This window comes from Arthrobacter sp. Soil736 (assembly GCF_001428005.1).
In the GTDB taxonomy this organism is placed as follows: Bacteria; Actinomycetota; Actinomycetes; order Actinomycetales; family Micrococcaceae; genus Arthrobacter.
This window is the reverse complement of the sequence record NZ_LMSB01000005.1, coordinates 89577-104203: the sequence shown is the minus strand read 5'-3', so window position 1 is coordinate 104203 and position 14627 is coordinate 89577. Positions and strand designations below refer to the sequence as shown.

Here is a 14627-nt window from a genome sequence, read left to right as displayed (position 1 = left end):
TCCTCAACACTGTGGATATCGGCCGCGATGTCAGTGCTCCGGCCTAGGCTCTGGGGGTGAGTAGAAAACCCGACCCGAAGCGCCCGAGCACATGAGCGTCAGCTGGGCTGCCTACCGACGTGCCCGCCGCCGCTCGCGTCAGGCGTGGGCCGTGCTGGGGGTCTTCTCCGTTGCCCTGGTCGCTGCGATCATCTGGTTCTTCACCGCCGGGCAATTTGTGGTAGCGGAGCCGGCCGTTTCCGGTCCGAGTGAGGCCCCTGTTTTCGACCCGGCCTGGATGAAGCCTGTGCTTCCACCGCGGCCGGTGCCCGACGGCAGCGCGGCTGCTGCCCTGGAGGGCCTCGCCGTCAAGGGCCGGGCGCCGAAGAACAACTACCAGCGCACGGCGTTCGGGCCGGCCTGGCAGGATGCCGACCGCAACGGATGCGATACCCGCAATGACATCCTGCGCCGCGATCTCCGCGAGGTTGTGTTTGCGAAGGACTCCAAGTGCAAGGTTGCCTCCGGAACGATGCACGAGCCGTACGTCGGCCGGATCGCCACGTTCACGCGCGGCGCGGAAACCAGCAAGGACGTGCAGATCGACCACGTGGTCGCGCTGGGGGACGCCTGGCAGAAGGGAGCCCAGCTGCTGACGCCCCAGCAGCGGCAAAACCTGGCCAATGATCCGCTGAACCTCATTGCGGCGGACGGCCCGGCCAACCAGGAGAAGAGTGCTTCGGACGCCGCCAGCTGGCTTCCGAAGAACAAAGCCCTCAGGTGCCACTACGTCGCGCGGCAGATCTCGGTGAAGGCGGCCTACGGGCTTTGGGTTACCCAGCCGGAGAAGGATGCCATGGCCCGAGTGCTGAGCTCCTGCCCGCAGCAGCGGACCATTGCCGCCCGGTGAAGTCGAGAACCATGACGCCCGGGCCTGGCGCCCCGGCAGGGGAGAGCGGGCCGTGAACGGCGGGGTCAGTGCCCGAACGGGTCCGGATCCACTCCCGGCATCCACGTCAGCCCGGCGACGCCCCAGCCGCTCTTCTTGGCCTGCTTCATCGCCTTGCGGGCGTACCTGTCAATGAGACGGTTCACGTAGAGCCGGCCATCCAAGTGGTCGTATTCATGCTGGATCACCCGGGCGAACCACCCCGTGGCTTCAAAGTCCACCGGCTGGCCGAATCCGTCGAAGCCCTGGACCCGCGCCCAGTCCGCCCGCTTCAGGGGGTACTGGCCTCCCGGGAAAGAGAGGCAGCCCTCAACCTCCTCGTCCGGATCGGGCAGGGCGCCGGAGATCTTGGAAAGCGTCAGAACCGGATTGACCAGGACACCGGACGGCGGCGCGCCGTCCTCGTTGTCGTACTCGTAAACAAAGATCCGCTTGCCCACGCCCACCTGGGGTGCGGCCAGTCCCACGCCGTTGGCTTTGTCGTTGGTCTCAAACATGTCGGCAATCAGCTGGCGGAGTTCGTCGTCGAACACCTCGACTTCGGCCGCGCGTCGGTGCAGCACCGGCTCGCCCCAGATGGTGATAGGCAGAACGGTCATGTCAGATGGATCCTTTGGTGCTGGGCGGACTTCAGCCGGCAGTGGTGTGAAACGAACAAAGGCCGCACCGGATAACCGGTGCGGCCTTTGTGATTGGCCGGCAAGTCAATGCCGTCCTTTGTGAGGGTGAGCGACGGGGGTTGAACCCGCGACCTCCTGGACCACAACCAGGCGCTCTGCCAACTGAGCTACGCCCACCATGTGCCCCACCAGACTGTCCGGCAAGCCGTTCGTCCGAAAAGGCAACGTCAAATAGTTTACCTGCTGTTCGGGGGTGGTTTTGCCACTTTTGGCCATTTCGGCAAAATTTCCCTCAAACGTGGCGCAGATTACTTTCCGGGCTCCACTGCGGCCGCCGTGGGAACGGTCCCGGCAGCGAGCTGATCGACGGGTGCGGCCGGGCCGGATACCCGCTTGGAGATCTGCTGGGCGGTGGCGCTGTCCGGGCCCGGCGCGGGCACGAAGACCGCCTCCCGGTAATAGCGGAGCTCATCAATCGAATCCTTGATGTCACCGAGCGCGCGGTGTCCGCCGTGCTTGGCAGGTGCCTGGAAGTAGGCGCGGGCGAACCAGCGCCGCGCCAGCTCCTTGATGGTGCTCACGTCAACGATCCGGTAGTGCAGGTGCTCCACCACCGAAGGCATGTCACGGGCCAGGAAGACACGGTCCGTGCCGACCGAATTTCCGGCGAGCGGCGCCTTGCGGGCATCCGGTACCCACTTGCGGATGTACTCGAGGACGGCGGCCTCGGCCTCAGCGAGAGTCTTGCCCTTGGGAAGTTCTTCGAGGAGCCCGGAGCGGGTGTGCATGTCCCGGACGAAGTCGTTCATCTGGGCGAGTGCTGCGTCGTCGGGCTTGATAACGACGTCCACCCCGTCCCCGAGGATGTTGAGTTCGGAATCCGTCACCAGGGCGGCCACTTCGATCAGGGCGTCATTAACACTGTCAAGGCCGGTCATTTCGCAGTCGATCCAGACGATGCGTTCGTTAGTAATAGGCACCCGATCAGCCTACCGTTTAGCCGTCCTGCTACGGTCCGGTGCTAAGATTTCGGGTACGTGGCGGTGCCCCTGTGCGCCTGCCGCAATCCATTCTGGCCGGATATAACGGGTGCAGATGGTGGCAGTATGCCCACAACAGATTGGACGATCCTGAGATGACGGCGCCCGTGCCTGCGATTGGGGAAAAGGCCACCGGCACTTCCACAGACCCGGCCCGGGCAGAGGTGGACAACCGTCGCTCGTCCATCCTCGCGGGTTTCATTGGCTCGGTATTCATGGTCATCGGGTCCCTTGGCGTCGGATGGCTGGCCCCGGCGTCGGAGCTGCGTCGGATGCCGCTGTTCATTTGGATGCGCACCGAGGCTTCCGGCGTCGCGTTGTCCATCGTGCTGCTGGCCGTCGGCGGCATGCTGCTGGTCCGGGCCTGGCTGAGGCTGGGCCAGCACATCCATATCTGGGGGAATGCGGCCCGAAAAGCCACCCTGCAGGCCATTGCCGCGTGGGGCCTGCCCATGATGTTCACGGTCCCGTTGTTCAGCCGGGACGTCTACGCCTACATCGGCCAGGGCCGCCTGATGGTCGAGGGGTTCAATCCTTACGAGAACGGCATCTCGGCGCTGTCCAACTACTTCCAGCTCGGCGCTGACAAGATGTGGACCGAAGCCCCGGTGCCTTACGGGCAGCTGTTCCTTTGGATCGAGCAGTTCGTGGTCTGGTCCACCAACGTCCACCCCGAGGCAAGCATCATGCTGTTCCGCCTCGCGGCGCTGGCCGGGGTGGCGCTCTGCATTATCTACGTCCCCAAACTCGCCGAACTCCACGGGGTCAATCCCCACCGTGCACTCTGGCTTACGGCGGCGAATCCGCTTTTCCTCACCAACTTCATCGCGAGCGTCCACAATGACGCGCTGATGATCGGCCTCGCCCTCGCCGGACTTTATTACTCAGCCACCCGGCGCGTCATCCTCGGAATCGTCCTTGTGACGGCCTCCATTGCAGTGAAACCCATCACCGTGGTCTTCCTGCCCTTCATCGGACTGCTCTGGGCGGGCAAGGGAGCGAGCTGGCCGCGGAAGTTTGTTTTCTGGGGCCTGACCGCGGGAATCAGCTTTGCCCTGCTCTACCTCATGAGCCTGGTGAACGGGTTCGGCTTCGGGTGGATCAACGGCTTGTCCGCACCCGGCAGCGTGTGGATCTGGTACGCCCCGGTGGGCCTGCTGGGCCTGGTGATCGCCTCCATCGCCAACGCGTTCAGCCTGGACGGGTGGGGACTCGCCAAACTGGTTTACGACGCCGGCAAGGTGCTTGCCGTGGGAATCGTCGCCTGGCAGATCTTCAAGGGCGACCACGACCGCATCATGCGCCGGCTGACGCTGGCGTTCGCGGCTGTGGTGGTGCTGGCCCCGATGATCCAGTCCTGGTACGTGGTCTGGCTGATCCCGCTGTTTGCCGTGACCGGCATCCGGGATGACTGGCAGGTCAAGGCCCTGTACTTCATCGTGTCCTTCTTCATGGTCTATGCGATTTCAGACCAACTGGAAGTCTTTCCGTATCTGCAGACCGAGGACCTGGGCCTGGCCTTGGCGCTGGCCCGCAACGCCGCGGCCATCATCGCCCTGCTGTTTGCGCTTTACCTGATCTTCCTTGACCGGAGTACCAAGCTGCTTTTCAGCAAGTCGGACCTGCCCGTCACCACGCGGCCCGTCATCTGACCGGGACGTTTCTCAGGGCTTCCCTGCGCGAGAGCGGGCTGAGCGACGGGCCGTTCCGGGCCACAAATTCCAGGACCCAGCCGGGCCCGGTCTTGGCGTACTCACGGAGCACCCACCCGATGGCCTTGCGGATGAAGAAATCCCTGTCGGCCATGTTCGCCTCGATGACGCTCGCGAGCAGAGCCGTGTCCGTGCGGGACTTCGCTCCCAGCTGGGCAGTGATGGAGGCGCGCCTGATCCAGACGTCCTGGTCCGCGCTCCAGCTGAGAAGCAAGGGGGTGAGTTCCTCCCGGTGGGCCTGGAGCAGGGCACAGATCCGGTGGGCCACGCCGTCCACATAGTCCCAGGATGCGCCTGTGCGGATGATTTCCTCGTACACCGGAAGCATCCCGAGGTCCCGGGCCACCAGCCGCAGCCCGGTGAGGTCGATCGCCGCGTAGCGCTTTTCGCGGTATTCGGCCTGCCGCCACAGGGCGAGCGCCGTTGACCGCAGGTCCTCGGCGGATGAAAGGGATGGGCCGCCGCAACGGCGCTGGCGGTCTTTCGCACGTCCGGCACGCGGACGCCGAGGGACGGCGTTGACGACTTCATGTAGGCCTGGGCCGCGGCGCCGCGGCCCGGGTCCGCCGCGGCGCGCAGCCCGGAGCGGATGGCGGCCAGCACCTCTTCATTTGCCATGCTGCCAAGATAGCCCGTTCAAGGAATCCGCGGCGTGGATTGCCGGTGCCGGACCGGCGCGCGGGGTCCTAGAGTAGGCAGGTACGAGGCAATGCCCGGCACGGACCCACCTGCCGCGCCAAAGAAATCCTGGAGGCCCCCACATGTCCATGATCAAGACTCCCGAGGAAATTGCCTTGATGCGCGAAGCGGGACGCGTCGTGGCCAACACCTTGGCCGCGGTCCGCCAGGCTGCCGCCGTCGGTGTTTCCCTGAAGGAACTCGACGACGTTGCCGCCGCCTCGATTTCCGACGCCGGAGCCACCCCGGCGTTCCTCAATTACCGGCCGCGCTGGGCATCCGTTCCGTTTCCGGGTGTGATCTGCACCAGCGTGAATGACGCCGTGGTGCACGGCATCCCCAACGGATACCGGCTGCAGGACGGAGACCTGCTCAGCGTGGACTGCGGCGCGTTCCTTGAGGGCTGGTGCGGGGATGCCGCCGTCAGCCTTATCGTCGGCACGGTAGATCCGCTGGACCAGGCGCTCATCGACGCGACCGACGCTGCGCTGGCCAGGGGCATCGACGCTGCGCGGGTGGGCAACAAAATGGGCGACCTCGCGTACGCGATCGGTGGCGCTGCCCGCCGGGCAGGGTACGGGCTGTTGGCCGACCACGGCGGGCACGGCATTGGCCGCACCATGCACGCGGAGCCGCCAGTGCCCAACGACGGCCGGCCCGGGCGGGGGATCAAGCTGGCCGAGGGGCTGGTCATCGCCATCGAGCCGATGCTCATTCTCGGCGGCAACGGTGATTACTACCACGACGAAGACGAATGGACGCTGCGGTCCGCCAACGGCGGCAGGGCAGCCCACAGTGAACACACCGTGGCCATCACGGCGGGCGGTCCGGTGGTCCTGACCCTGCCGTGATCCAACGCTGACGCTGCCCTGACTGCGATATTCTTGCTGGAGCTGAGGAAAGTTAGCGCTAACAAAGGAGACAGGACGCCATGCCGCGCACGGAGCACGCCATCAGTTTCGGCCCCTATTCGGCCATCATCACCGAGCGCAGTGGAGCCCTGCGTGAACTGCGGTACGACGGGCGGGACCTGGTGGTCGGCTTTGGTGCGGACGGCCCCATCCCGGATTACCGGGGCGTGGTCTGCGCTCCGTGGCCCAACCGCGTGGCCGGCGGCCGCTACAGCCACGGCGGCAGAACATTTCAGGCGGCCATCAACGAGCCCGAAAGGAACACGGCGCTCCACGGCCTCGTGCTCGATGTGCCGTGGACCCTGGCGGAGCGGACGGATTCCTCGGTCACGCTCCGTTGCCACGTCGGCGCCGGACCCGGCTATCCGGGCGTGCTCGCGGTGACCGCGTCCTATCAGCTGCTGGCCGACGGGCTCCACTGCGCTGTCACTGCCGCCAACGTCGGTGAGACGCCGGCCCCGTACGGGGTCTGCCCCCATCCGTACCTCGTCGCGGGCCCCGCCCCGCTGGACGAATGGCGGCTGGAGCTTCCGGCCCGCGAATTCCTCGAGGTCACGCCGGACCGGCTGCTGCCGCGGCACCTCAGGAGTGTCGAGGGGCGTGAGTTCGATTTCCGGAACGAGCGCGGCCTTGGTCCCGTCCGGATTGACCACGCCTTCACGGGCCTCAGCCGCAACCCCGACGGACTGGCGGCGGTCCGTGTCTTTGACCCCTCAGGCACGGGAGTGGAGATCGAATGGGACGAGCGGTGCCCGTGGGTGCAGATCCACACGGCGGACAAGCCCGTGGGGCCGGACCGGCTCGGGCTGGCCGTGGAACCGATGACCTGTCCGCCCGACGCGTTCAACTCGGGAACCGATGTGGTGGAGTTGCTCCCCGGGTCGTCGCATCAAGCAGGCTGGACGATCCGCGCCCTCAGCCGATAGCGGTGCCGGCGGTCAACCGGAGCTGGGCGGCCCGACCCGCAGCCGCACCAGTGCGCGGCCGGGAACGGCGTCGCTGACCACCTCAAAGCCGGCCTCCAGGAAGAGCCTGAGCGTCCCGTGGTACAGATCCGGGGCGCCGGCCTTGGGCCGTTTTGCGGCATCCACCGGATAGCCTTCCACCACTGTTGCCCCGTGGGCAGTTGCATGTTCGACGGCGGCCCCCAGGAGCGCGGCTGCGACTCCGCTGCGGCGGTGGCCGGGGGAGACGACGAAGCAGCTGACGGACCACACGTCGGCCGCTCCAAGGGACTCGTCAGAGGACTCGGCAATGTCCGGGCCGGCGGCCTTGAGGACCTGCGAACGCAGAATCCGCGGATAGCACTGCCGCGGCTCAACGGCACACCAGCCCACCGGAGTGCCGTCCCGGTAAGCGAGGACGCCCGGCGCCGGCATGCCGCCGTCGAACCTGTCTTTCAGCAGGGCCTTGCGTTCGGCAGGGGACGTCGCCGCAAAGTCAGCCCCGGCCAGGGCGAAGAACCGGCACCAGCAACGTGACGGTTCGCCCCGGACGCCGAACAGTTGCTCGACGTCGGGCCACTGCGCTGCTGCGGTGGCGACGCCGCCTTCGGCGTCGTTGTCCGGCTGTGTCATGGCAACAGCCTAGATCAGCCCCTCCGGGCTGGCGAGGTCGTCGGCTGCGGGCTACGCGGCAGCCTCCGGGGCTGTCTCGGTGCTCCGGCGAAGCGTCACCTGGCCGGTCACCGCAACGGGAGATCTCCTCCAGCGGAAGCCGCACCGTTGACAGCGCGGGGCGGAAGTCGCGCAGGGTTTCGATGTCGTCGAACCCGGCGAGAGAGGCGTCGCGCGGGATCCGCAGCCCCTCCGAACGCAGTGCTGCGGCGGCGCCGATGGCCATGACGTCGTTGACCGCGAAGATGCAGACCCGGCGGCCGGCAGAGTCCGAAGTCCTGCCCGCCTTGATGCGGGCGGCCAATGTATACGGGCGACGACTTCAACTATCCGGAGCTGATCGACGGCGACGGCACGCACCATTCGGACGCCCTGCTGGGCATCTTCGCCGCCATCTACCCGGCAGCATCGGCGGCGCTGCAAAGCTATGACGCCGGCGACCCCGCCAGGGCCCGTGCCATCCTGGATTCCACCCGGGAACTGGGCAAGCACATCTTCAGCGCCCCCACGTTCTACTACAAGACCGGCATCGCGTTCATGTCCTGGCTCAACGGCAAGCAGCCGGGCTTCCAGATGGTGGGCGGACTGCACTCCGGCCGTTCCGTGGTGCACCTAGCCAGGACCTTCGAACTGGCGGACCAGGCCGGCCTGCTCAAGGACCCGGCCCTCGCGGCGTTCCGAATGTCCGATTTCCTGCGCATCAACGGAGTGGGAGTATGAGCGACTTTTCACGGCTGTCCCTGAATAGCGCCACCACCAAGAAGTGGACCCTGGCCGAGGCGGTCGACGGCTGCGTCCGGGCCGGCATCCCGGCGATCGGTCCGTGGCGGGACATCGTCGCCGACGCCGGGCTCGACACAGCTGCAAAGCTGATCAAGGACGCTGGCCTGCGGGTTTCGTCGTTGTGCCGCGGCGGCTTCCTGACGGCAGCGGACGCCGACGGCCAGGCAGCCGCCCTCGCCGACAACCGCGCCGCCATCCTGGAAGCCGTGGCACTGGACACCCGGGAGCTGTTCCTGGTGGTCGGCGGCCTCGCGCCGGGGAGAAGGACGTGGTGGCTGCCCGCCGGCGCGTGGCTGGCCGGCTCGAAGACCTGGTCCCGTTCGCCGTCGAGCACGGAATCCGGCTGGTCCTGGAACCGCTGCACCCGATGTACGCAGCGGACCGCGCCCTGATCTCCACGCTGGGACAGGCCCTCGACCTGGCGGCCCCCTACGACGCGATGGCAGTCGGCGTCGCCGTCGACACGTTCCATGTCTGGTGGGACCCCGAACTGAAGGCGCAGATTGAACGGGCCGGCCGTGAAGGCCGGATCGCTCGTACCAGGTGTGCGATTTCAACCTGCCCATCGCGGCCGACGCCCTGCTGTCCGGGGGCATGATGGGCGACGGCGTCATCGACTTCGCGACCATCGGCACCTGGGTCCGCGACGCCGGCTATGCCGGCGACATCGAAGTGGAAATTTCAACCGGGAAATCTGGGACGCCGACGGCGGCACCGTCCTCGCCGTGATGAAGGAACGGTACGAGGAACTCGTGCTGCCCTTCGCCTGAAGCGCGCCAGCACGCCGCGGACGGCCCGGCACGGCCCTGCACGGGATAACGGTGCCGGGCCGCAGCGCTCAGCTGAAGTACTTGGCCGCCTGTCCTTAACAGGGCTGCCGTCCGCGGGTAGGGTGAGGCCGAGGAGGCAGGCTAATGAATGATCAGATCAGGGACGCAGAGGCGTCAATCGTCGTTGCGGCACCCGCGGAGAGGGTCTGGAAGGCCCTTACGGATCCCGACGACGTCAGGGAGTATTTCCTGGGCACGAACGTCACGTCCACGTGGCGTGAGGGCGACCCCGTGACCTTTGCCGGGGAGTGGAAAGGCAAAGCCTACGAGGACAAGGGTATTGTCCTGGCCAACAGGCCCAACGAGCTGTTGAGGATCAGCCACTACAGCCCGCTGACGGGCCTTCCCGATGTTCCCGAGAACTACCACACGGTAGAGTACCGCCTGGATCCGCGGGCTGACGGCACGGAAGTCAGCATTAGGCAGGGCAACAACAGGAGCGAATCCGAAGCGGACGAGTCGACCAAGCTCTGGGACATGGTGCTCGGCAACCTCAAGGAATATCTGGAGCGCTGACTCGGCGGAGCGGTCGGAGGTTACCGTGCCAGGCCTCCCGGCGCCGGCGTCCTTGGCGGCCGGCTTTTCAGCGCCGGCGTGCGGCCGATGCGCGCCGGCGGTGGTCAGCGGCCCGGAGCTGGATGATCCTCGCGGCGCCGGCAATTGCCACTAGCACGCCGCCGCCGACCGCAGCGATGAAGAGTGCGATGCCGAGGGCCACGGCACCTTCCAGCCCGAAGAACTTCACTTGGACGAGTTCCTGATTTTGCAGGATGAAGACGATCAGCAGCACAAGGACCACCAGGGCCGACGCGACCGCGGTCCAGATCATGCCCGCCCGGGTGACCGGACGTTTTGGTTCGTTCCTGGCCGCCGGAGTGGTGCCTCCGTCGTAGCCGGGAAGGGAAGCGGTGCCGGGCCGGATTTGGCCCTCACCGGTGGCAGGCCTCCGGCCTTCCGCTGGCAGGGGCACGTTCGGCCCGGAGGCCTGCGCCGACGGCGATGGTTGCTGATCGGACGGTTCGTGCTCAGATCGATTCTGCGACATGCCGGTGAATCCTTTCCGACGGTCCAGCGCGGCTGGGGGTGTGGGCGCCGGCGCCACATCACTGTGCCGGCGCCCACTCCGATCATAAGCACGCTTCAGGCGCATAGTAAGCATGCTTTGCATCGTTGAGGTTGCGTGTAGGGCGGCGCGGGAACGGTTGGTGACACTGCGCGCCGGACAACGAAAAACACCCCGGTCCGAAGACCGGGGTGTCAGTGATGACCCGACATATCCGTAAAGGATGTCTCGACTCACCACACGGTGCCCCAGGAGGGAATCGAACCCCCGACCGGCGGATTAGAAGGCCGCTGCTCTATCCCCTGAGCTACTGGGGCAGTGGCTGCCCTGCAGGTTCCAGGCGCCTAAAAAAGTCTACATTGACTTGACCCCGGACGGCGTCACAGGCCGGGACCGTTTCACCTGTCCTCCACACGGCGTCCCTGGCCGGGTTTTGCACATAGGAGAGGTTGGCCCTCCCTGTTCCCTCGTGGCCGGTCGATGCTGGGAGTGCCTGCTAGGGCAAGACAATTCGAGACAGGACACCAAGATGACTGACAACATCACCGTCCGCGGCTTCGTTGCCTCGGAGATCAGAAGCTCCACCACTCCCGGCGGTGTTGCCACCGCTTCCTTCCGCCTCGGGTCGACCGACCGGCGGTACGACCGCGCCTCCAACACGTGGGTGGATGGAAACACGAACTGGTTCACGGTTCAGGGGTATCGGCAGCTGGCCGGGAACATCGGCTGCAGCATCAAGAAGGGCCAGCGCGTCATCATCGTCGGGCGGCTGAAGATGCGCAGCTGGGAAAAGGACGGCCGGATCTACCACGTGGCTGAAATCGATGCGGAGTCCGTGGGGCATGACCTCATGTGGGGCTCCGCCAACTTCACCCGGACAGCCGCCAACAGCCCCCAGCCCGTCGTGGCCGCCGACGGAACTGGCGGCGATGCCGAGGGACACGAATCCGATTCCTCCGGGCGTGGCCATGAGGACGGCGAGGAGGATGAAGACTCCGAGGCCACAGACATCTTCATCGACGACGCCACAGGCGACACCCTGCAGTTGGACTCCGAAACCGGAGAGCTCACGGGGGCGGCAGCCTGACCGGCGGATGCCTGCGGCACCGTACCCCCCGGTGCCGCATGGCAGAATGGCAGCGTGACGCGAGCGATGACACCTCAGACAAGAACCGGCTCCAGGGGCTTTGCCGGCAGGATGTCCGGCCAGTTCGCGCTCGCTGTGCTGCTGCTGTCATCGCTAGCCGCGTGCAGTTCCGGCGCAGGCCAGCAGCCCGGCCCGGAATCGGCCGCGTCTGCCTCAGCCCCGTCTGCCGCGTCCTCCGCAGCGGCACAGGCGACGGCCGCAACCGCGACGGCCCGGCTGCAGCGGACCATGGCCGACGCCCTCGGAAGGCTCACGGCGGGTAACCCGAAACCCGGAACGGAACAGATCACGTCGGCCCTGACCGCCGCTGGTGTTCCGGCGCGCGGCCTGGAGGTATCGGCGGGCCGCACGCCCACCGGCCTGGACGTGGACTCCATTGAGGCCGCGTCAGTTCAGGGCAAGGACTGCGTGGTCGGCCAGATTCGCGACGGCAAAGTCACCGTGGCCGTGCTGCCGGTGCTGTCCAACGGGAAGTGCTTCGTGGGAGCTCCCGCCTGACGCGAATGTGAGATATCCCCGCCAACCCACTAGATTTGGAACCATGGCGGAATTTATCTACACAATGACCAAGGCCCGTAAGGCTGTTGGCGAAAAACTTATTCTCGACGACGTAAGCATGTCCTTCTTCCCGGGCGCCAAGATCGGCGTTGTTGGCCCCAACGGTGCCGGTAAGTCCACCATTCTGAAAATCATGGCAGGCCTGGACACGCCCTCCAACGGCGAAGCCCGGCTGAGCCCCGGCTACACCGTGGGGATCCTGCTCCAGGAGCCGCCTCTCAACGAGGAAAAGACCGTCCTGGGCAACGTCCAGGAAGGCGTTGGCGAGATCTACGGCAAGATCCAGCGTTTCAACGAGATCTCCGAAGAGATGGCCAGCCCCGACGCTGACTACGACTCCCTCCTGGAGGAAATGGGCCAGCTGCAGGAAGCGATCGACGCCGCCGACGCCTGGGACCTCGATTCCCAGCTCGAGCAGGCCATGGACGCTCTACGGTGCCCGCCGGCCGATGCCGACGTCACCCTCCTTTCCGGCGGTGAGCGCCGCCGCGTCGCACTCTGCAAGCTCCTGCTCCAGAAGCCGGACCTGCTCCTGCTCGACGAGCCCACCAACCACCTCGACGCGGAGAGCGTGCTGTGGCTGGAGCAGCACCTGTCCAACTACGCAGGCGCCGTGCTGGCCGTCACCCACGACCGGTACTTCCTTGACCACGTCGCGGAATGGATCGCGGAAGTGGACCGCGGCCACCTGTACCCCTATGAAGGCAACTACTCCACGTACCTGGAGAAGAAGCGGGCCCGCCTGGAAATCCAGGGCAAGAAGGACGCCAAGCAGGCCAAGCGGCTCTCCGAAGAACTGGAATGGGTGCGCTCCAACGCCAAGGGCCGGCAGACGAAGTCCAAGGCGCGTCTGGCACGCTACGAGGAGATGGCAGCCGAGGCTGACCGGACACGCAAGCTGGACTTCGAGGAAATCCAGATCCCGCCGGGACCGCGCCTGGGCGGCCTGGTCCTGGAAGCCAAGAACCTGCAGAAGGGCTTCGACGACCGCACCCTGATCGACGGCCTGTCCTTCTCCCTTCCCCGCAACGGCATCGTCGGCGTCATCGGCCCCAACGGCGTCGGCAAGTCCACCCTGTTCAAGACCATCGTGGGGCTCGAGCCCCTCGACGGCGGCGAGCTGAAGATCGGTGACTCGGTCAAGATCTCCTACGCGGACCAGAGCCGCGGCGGCATCGACCCCAACAAGACCCTGTGGGAGGTCGTCTCGGACGGCCTGGACTTCATCCAGGTGGGCCACGTTGAAATGCCGTCCCGCGCCTATGTCGCCGCCTTCGGCTTCAAGGGACCGGACCAGCAGAAGAAGGCAGGCGTGCTCTCCGGCGGTGAGCGCAACCGCCTGAACCTCGCCCTGACCCTCAAGCAGGGCGGAAACCTGCTGCTCCTCGACGAACCCACCAACGACCTCGACGTCGAGACCCTCAGCAGCCTCGAAAACGCGCTGCTCGAATTCCCGGGCTGCGCCGTGGTGGTCTCGCACGACCGCTGGTTCCTGGACCGGGTGGCCACGCACATCCTCGCCTACGAAGGCGACGACGAGAACCCGTCGAAGTGGTACTGGTTCGAAGGAAACTTTGAATCCTACGAGGAGAACAAGGTGGAGCGCCTCGGCCCCGACGCCGCCAAGCCGCACCGCGTCACGCACCGCCGCCTGACCCGCGACTAGTTCCACAGCAAAGGCCGGTTCCCCGCAGGGAACCGGCCTTTCGCGTGCCCGGCGGCTTTCGCGTGCCCGGAGATGGTGCCGCGGCCGGCCTAGTCCCGCTCTGCCCTGCGTATCTGGTGCTGGAGGACCTTCGACTGGAAGGCCCCCGCCACTTTGCTCTTCAGGTCCGTCGGCACCCGGACCATCCCTTCCTGGGCGACGGATGCCACGTGCAGGCCCTCGCGGTTGAAGATCTTTCCGGTGGCGAGCCCCCGGGCTCCCTGGGCGCTGGGGCTTTCCTGGACGTACAGCAGCCATTCATCCACCCGCACGGGCCGGTGCCACCACATGGCGTGGTCCAGGCTGGCCACGCTCATGCCCGGCGTGATCCAGCTCAGTCCATGCTTGCGCAGAATGGATTCGAGCAGCGTGTAGTCGCTGGCATACGCCAGCGCGGCGCGGTGTGTGTTGGCGTCGTCCGGCATGGCGCTGAAGGTCTTCATCCACACGGCGTTGCGGGCTTCCTTCTTGCCGGTGGCCGCGACGTAAAGGGCCGGATCGACGTGGCGGATGTCGAAGGGCCGCTCATAGGCCCAGTGCCGGGCCACGGGGTGGTCGAACTTGCCCAGGAGGTCCGCGGTGCTCGGAAGTGACTCCGGATCGGGAATTCCCTCCGGCATCTCCGACTGGTGCTCAATGCCGTCGTCCTCGGCCTGGAAGGAGGCGATCATGGACAGGATCGGCGTGCCGTCCTGATACGCGTGCACCCGGCGTGCCGAGAAGGACCGGCCGTCCCGCAGCCGCTGCACGCCGAAGGTGATGGGCTTGTTTGCGTCGCCGGGCCGGAGGAAGTAGGCGTGCATCGAATGCACGGTGCGGACCGGATCCACGGTGCGCATCCCGGCGATCAGGGACTGCGCCAGGACCTGGCCCCCGAAAACGCGCTGGTGCGGCTGCCGCTGCGACGGACCCATGAAGATATCCTCGTCCGTCCGGGCGCCTTCAAGCTCGCCAAGATCCAGCAGTTCGATCAGCGAGGTGGTGGGGTCGTTCAAGGGCAATGCCTGCACTCCGGCGTCCGCTTCAGTCATGGTTT

The 14627-nt window shown here is 66.4% G+C and carries 13 protein-coding genes, 2 tRNA genes and 4 pseudogenes; 10 read left to right on the top strand and 9 right to left on the bottom strand.

The genetic code is table 11. From position 1 onward, the window contains the following. The first annotated feature begins 91 nt into the window (after positions 1-91). Positions 92-889 (top strand): HNH endonuclease family protein, encoded by a 798-nt coding sequence (locus tag ASG92_RS04915; protein ID WP_056625251.1) that lies wholly within the window; start codon positions 92-94, stop codon positions 887-889. 65 nt (positions 890-954) lie between these two features. On the opposite strand, the gene def is transcribed toward ASG92_RS04915, so the two are convergent. The 3 genes from def to orn all read right to left on the bottom strand — a co-directional run bounded on the left by def (position 955) and on the right by orn (position 2528). Next, complete coding sequence (def, locus tag ASG92_RS04910; RefSeq protein WP_056625249.1) at positions 955-1527, bottom strand: peptide deformylase; 573 nt, start codon at positions 1525-1527, stop codon at positions 955-957. 125 nt (positions 1528-1652) lie between these two features. After that, positions 1653-1725: transfer RNA gene (locus ASG92_RS04905), tRNA-His, on the bottom strand. Positions 1726-1856: 131 nt separating this feature from the next. Beyond that, the gene (orn, locus tag ASG92_RS04900) at positions 1857-2528 is read right to left on the bottom strand and encodes an oligoribonuclease (protein WP_082579306.1); all 672 of its coding nucleotides are present in this window, start codon (positions 2526-2528) and stop codon (positions 1857-1859) included. Positions 2529-2683: 155 nt separating this feature from the next. Between orn and mptB the strand changes: the two genes are divergently transcribed. Beyond that, positions 2684-4240 carry a polyprenol phosphomannose-dependent alpha 1,6 mannosyltransferase MptB gene (mptB, locus tag ASG92_RS04895; protein ID WP_056625243.1) on the top strand — a complete coding sequence of 519 codons (1557 nt, stop codon included), beginning with the start codon at positions 2684-2686 and terminating at the stop codon, positions 4238-4240. Here mptB and ASG92_RS04890 read toward each other — a convergent pair. Next, positions 4233-4918, bottom strand: a pseudogene (locus tag ASG92_RS04890) (DNA alkylation repair protein). The gene mptB and the pseudogene ASG92_RS04890 overlap by 8 nt on opposite strands. Before the next feature lie 143 nt (positions 4919-5061). On the opposite strand from ASG92_RS04890, the gene map reads away from it, so the two are divergent. After that, positions 5062-5829, top strand: coding sequence for a type I methionyl aminopeptidase (gene map / locus ASG92_RS04885; protein ID WP_056625240.1), 768 nt, complete (start codon positions 5062-5064; stop codon positions 5827-5829). A gap of 80 nt (positions 5830-5909) precedes the next feature. Further along, on the top strand, positions 5910-6815 hold the full coding sequence (locus ASG92_RS04880; RefSeq protein ID WP_056625237.1) for an aldose 1-epimerase family protein: 906 nt from the start codon (positions 5910-5912) through the stop codon (positions 6813-6815). A gap of 12 nt (positions 6816-6827) precedes the next feature. Here the strand turns inward: ASG92_RS04880 and ASG92_RS04875 are convergent, their stop codons facing one another. Next, positions 6828-7466, bottom strand: coding sequence for a GNAT family N-acetyltransferase (locus ASG92_RS04875; RefSeq protein WP_056625234.1), 639 nt, complete (start codon positions 7464-7466; stop codon positions 6828-6830). 51 nt (positions 7467-7517) lie between these two features. Continuing rightward, positions 7518-7761, bottom strand: a pseudogene (locus tag ASG92_RS27105) (substrate-binding domain-containing protein); the annotation flags it as partial. Between the two features lie 47 nt (positions 7762-7808). Here ASG92_RS27105 and ASG92_RS04870 point away from each other — a divergent pair. The 3 genes and pseudogenes from ASG92_RS04870 to ASG92_RS04860 form a co-directional block, all read left to right on the top strand. After that, positions 7809-8225: pseudogene (locus ASG92_RS04870) on the top strand (DUF993 family protein); the annotation flags it as partial. Further along, a pseudogene (locus tag ASG92_RS04865) lies at positions 8222-9058 on the top strand (sugar phosphate isomerase/epimerase). The pseudogenes ASG92_RS04870 and ASG92_RS04865, both read left to right, overlap by 4 nt. 144 nt (positions 9059-9202) lie before the next feature. Beyond that, complete coding sequence (locus ASG92_RS04860; protein WP_056625230.1) at positions 9203-9634, top strand: SRPBCC domain-containing protein; 432 nt, start codon at positions 9203-9205, stop codon at positions 9632-9634. A 67-nt stretch (positions 9635-9701) separates the two neighbouring features. Here the strand turns inward: ASG92_RS04860 and ASG92_RS29130 are convergent, their stop codons facing one another. Together ASG92_RS29130 and ASG92_RS04850 are read right to left on the bottom strand one after the other, a co-directional pair. After that, positions 9702-10163 (bottom strand): lipopolysaccharide assembly protein LapA domain-containing protein, encoded by a 462-nt coding sequence (locus ASG92_RS29130; RefSeq protein WP_056625226.1) that lies wholly within the window; start codon positions 10161-10163, stop codon positions 9702-9704. A 262-nt stretch (positions 10164-10425) separates the two neighbouring features. After that, a tRNA-Arg gene (locus ASG92_RS04850) sits at positions 10426-10498 on the bottom strand. Positions 10499-10710: 212 nt separating this feature from the next. On the opposite strand from ASG92_RS04850, the gene ASG92_RS04845 reads away from it, so the two are divergent. Genes ASG92_RS04845 through ettA form a run of 3 tightly spaced genes read left to right on the top strand, consistent with a single transcriptional unit; the run spans position 10711 to position 13552 of the window. Beyond that, on the top strand, positions 10711-11268 hold the full coding sequence (locus ASG92_RS04845; protein WP_056625223.1) for a single-stranded DNA-binding protein: 558 nt from the start codon (positions 10711-10713) through the stop codon (positions 11266-11268). Positions 11269-11322: 54 nt separating this feature from the next. Further along, entirely contained in the window at positions 11323-11826 is a 504-nt protein-coding gene (locus ASG92_RS29550) for a hypothetical protein (RefSeq protein WP_240987008.1), read from the top strand. 43 nt (positions 11827-11869) lie between these two features. Then, positions 11870-13552 (top strand): energy-dependent translational throttle protein EttA, encoded by a 1683-nt coding sequence (ettA, locus tag ASG92_RS04835; protein ID WP_056625218.1) that lies wholly within the window; start codon positions 11870-11872, stop codon positions 13550-13552. 89 nt (positions 13553-13641) lie between these two features. On the opposite strand, the gene ASG92_RS04830 is transcribed toward ettA, so the two are convergent. After that, positions 13642-14622: an acyl-CoA thioesterase II gene (locus ASG92_RS04830; protein WP_056625216.1), complete on the bottom strand. Its 981-nt coding sequence runs from the start codon at positions 14620-14622 to the stop codon at positions 13642-13644. Positions 14623-14627 lie beyond the last annotated feature (5 nt).

Coding starts and splice junctions, on each gene's coding strand:
- ASG92_RS04915 (WP_056625251.1), top strand. CDS start 92: ATGAGCGTCAGCTGGGCTGCCTACCGACGTGCCCGCCGCCGCTCGCGT.
- def (WP_056625249.1), bottom strand. CDS start 1,527: ATGACCGTTCTGCCTATCACCATCTGGGGCGAGCCGGTGCTGCACCGA.
- mptB (WP_056625243.1), top strand. CDS start 2,684: ATGACGGCGCCCGTGCCTGCGATTGGGGAAAAGGCCACCGGCACTTCC.
- map (WP_056625240.1), top strand. CDS start 5,062: ATGTCCATGATCAAGACTCCCGAGGAAATTGCCTTGATGCGCGAAGCG.
- ASG92_RS04880 (WP_056625237.1), top strand. CDS start 5,910: ATGCCGCGCACGGAGCACGCCATCAGTTTCGGCCCCTATTCGGCCATC.
- ASG92_RS04875 (WP_056625234.1), bottom strand. CDS start 7,466: ATGACACAGCCGGACAACGACGCCGAAGGCGGCGTCGCCACCGCAGCA.
- ASG92_RS04860 (WP_056625230.1), top strand. CDS start 9,203: ATGAATGATCAGATCAGGGACGCAGAGGCGTCAATCGTCGTTGCGGCA.
- ASG92_RS29130 (WP_056625226.1), bottom strand. CDS start 10,163: ATGTCGCAGAATCGATCTGAGCACGAACCGTCCGATCAGCAACCATCG.
- ASG92_RS04845 (WP_056625223.1), top strand. CDS start 10,711: ATGACTGACAACATCACCGTCCGCGGCTTCGTTGCCTCGGAGATCAGA.
- ettA (WP_056625218.1), top strand. CDS start 11,870: ATGGCGGAATTTATCTACACAATGACCAAGGCCCGTAAGGCTGTTGGC.
- ASG92_RS04830 (WP_056625216.1), bottom strand. CDS start 14,622: ATGACTGAAGCGGACGCCGGAGTGCAGGCATTGCCCTTGAACGACCCC.